The organism is Desulfovibrio sp. 1188_IL3213, from assembly GCF_036763145.1.
In the GTDB taxonomy this organism is placed as follows: domain Bacteria; phylum Desulfobacterota; class Desulfovibrionia; order Desulfovibrionales; family Desulfovibrionaceae; genus Desulfovibrio.
In genome coordinates this window covers 1-1,710 of the sequence record NZ_JBAIYR010000453.1, presented here as the reverse complement: position 1 = coordinate 1,710, position 1,710 = coordinate 1, and the positions used below count along the sequence as shown (strand labels likewise).

Below are 1,710 nucleotides of genomic sequence, written 5' to 3'. Positions count from 1 at the left end.
CTTGCCGTCCGCACCAGCCACAGGCTCACCTGCGGCTTCAGCGGAAGCATCGCCGGGAGTATCGGCGGAGGGGGCAGCCCCCCCCTTGCGTCCCAATATATTCTCAACAGCCTCGCGCAACTGCACCCGGCGGGCACGAACCTTGGCCTTGCGCGCCCCGACGATGCCGAAGATCCCGGACTTGGAATCCTGCACGATCTCGATTTCCAGTTTTTCCCGCGCCGTGTTGAAGTAGCCGCAGGCTTCCTCTATGGCGCTGTCCAGGTCTTTGCCCTGGAATTCCTTAAAGCCTTCCATAATCGTCCTCGTTCCAATAGGTGTCGCAGGCCGTCGCTGCGGCTATTTCGCGGCGGCGTGATTCTTGAACTTCCGGATCATCATCTGCTGCTGGGCTATGGAAAGCACGTTGTTGACCAGCCAGTACAGCACCAGCCCCGAAGGGAAGTTCAGGAAAAGGGCCGTAAAGATAAGGGGAAGAAACATCATGATCTTCTGCTGCGTGGGATCTGTGGCCGGGGGGCTCATCCGCTGCTGCAGGAACATGGTCAGGCCCATGATCACGGGCGTAATGTACAGGGGGTCCTTGGTGGACAGGTCAGCCAGCCAAAGGATGTCCGTACCGGGCAGATAGGTGATGAAGGGCGCGTGGCGCAGCTCGATGGACGTGAGCAGGGCCTGGTACAGACCAAAGAACACGGGCAACTGGATGAGGATAGGCACACAGCCGCTGGCGGGATTGACGCCATAGGTCTTGTAGAGGGCCATGACCTCTTTGTTCATCTGTTCCTTGTTGTCCTTGAACTTCTCACGAATTTCCATCATGTGCGGCTGGAGCTTCTTCATCTTTTCCATGGAAGCGTAACTTTTTGCCGTCAGCGGCCAGAACGCCGCCTTGATGAGCACAGTCAGCAGAATGATCGCCAGACCCCAGTTGTGCACATACTTGTGGAAAAATTCCAGCAGCCACAAAAGGCCCTTGGCGATGATGTGGAAAAAGCCCAGATCAACGCTTTTGGCAAGCTGGGGCGAAACGGCCTGAAGCTCGGAGCGCACCTTGGGACCGACCCAGTAAGAAACGGAAAGCTCCTTTTCCTGTCCGGGGCCAAGCAGGGTTTCCTGCTCTTCCACGGCGGTGCGGTACACGTTCTGCTGCATAACGCCCTTGACGGTCACGTTATTCACATCACCGGGCAGCACAGCCGAAAGAAAATACGTGCTCATGGCCCCGGCCCAGTAAATCTTGCCCACCGCCTGCACGCCGGTGCTTTCAAGAGTGCTGGCCGAACTTTCTTCCTTGAGGCTGCCGTCGTTGTCCCAGGCCACACGCATGGCGTCGTAACGGTCGCCTGCGGCGTTGCTGGCATCGGCGGCCACAGTGTAGCTCACGCGCACGCTGCGGGCCTGCTGGCTCTGGTTTACCACACGGATTTTTTCGCGGATAAGGTAGTTGGTGGCGCTGAAGGTCATTTCGCGCACCACGCGCAGATTATCCACTTCGCCCACGAGCCGCAGCGTTCCCTGCTGGCCCTGCTCAAGCTTTGAAAAATTCCACAGGCCTTGAATTGTTGGCATCGGCAACCGTTGAACGCGCTACTGATTTCAAGCCGAGGTGATACAGCCGTCTCTTGGCCGCCTCCAAGGCGCGAAGCCCATCGCGTAAAGAGCGCCTTGCAGCGAGTTGGATAAAGGCCATGACGGTGAATTGCTCCT

The 1,710-nt window shown here is 58.0% G+C and carries 2 protein-coding genes and 1 pseudogene; all 3 read right to left on the bottom strand.

Annotated features, from left to right (window positions below; all coding sequences use genetic code 11):
- Positions 1 to 297 (bottom strand): Jag N-terminal domain-containing protein (locus tag V6C16_RS12535; RefSeq protein WP_333543362.1); only part of this gene is annotated, 297 nt, incomplete at its 3' end.
- A 42-nt stretch (positions 298 to 339) separates the two neighbouring features.
- Positions 340 to 1,536: pseudogene (yidC, locus tag V6C16_RS12530) on the bottom strand (membrane protein insertase YidC); the annotation flags it as partial.
- On the bottom strand, positions 1,532 to 1,710 hold a 179-nt coding region (locus V6C16_RS12525), incomplete at its 5' end, for a DUF4372 domain-containing protein (RefSeq protein WP_442886232.1). The gene V6C16_RS12525 and the pseudogene yidC, both read right to left, overlap by 5 nt.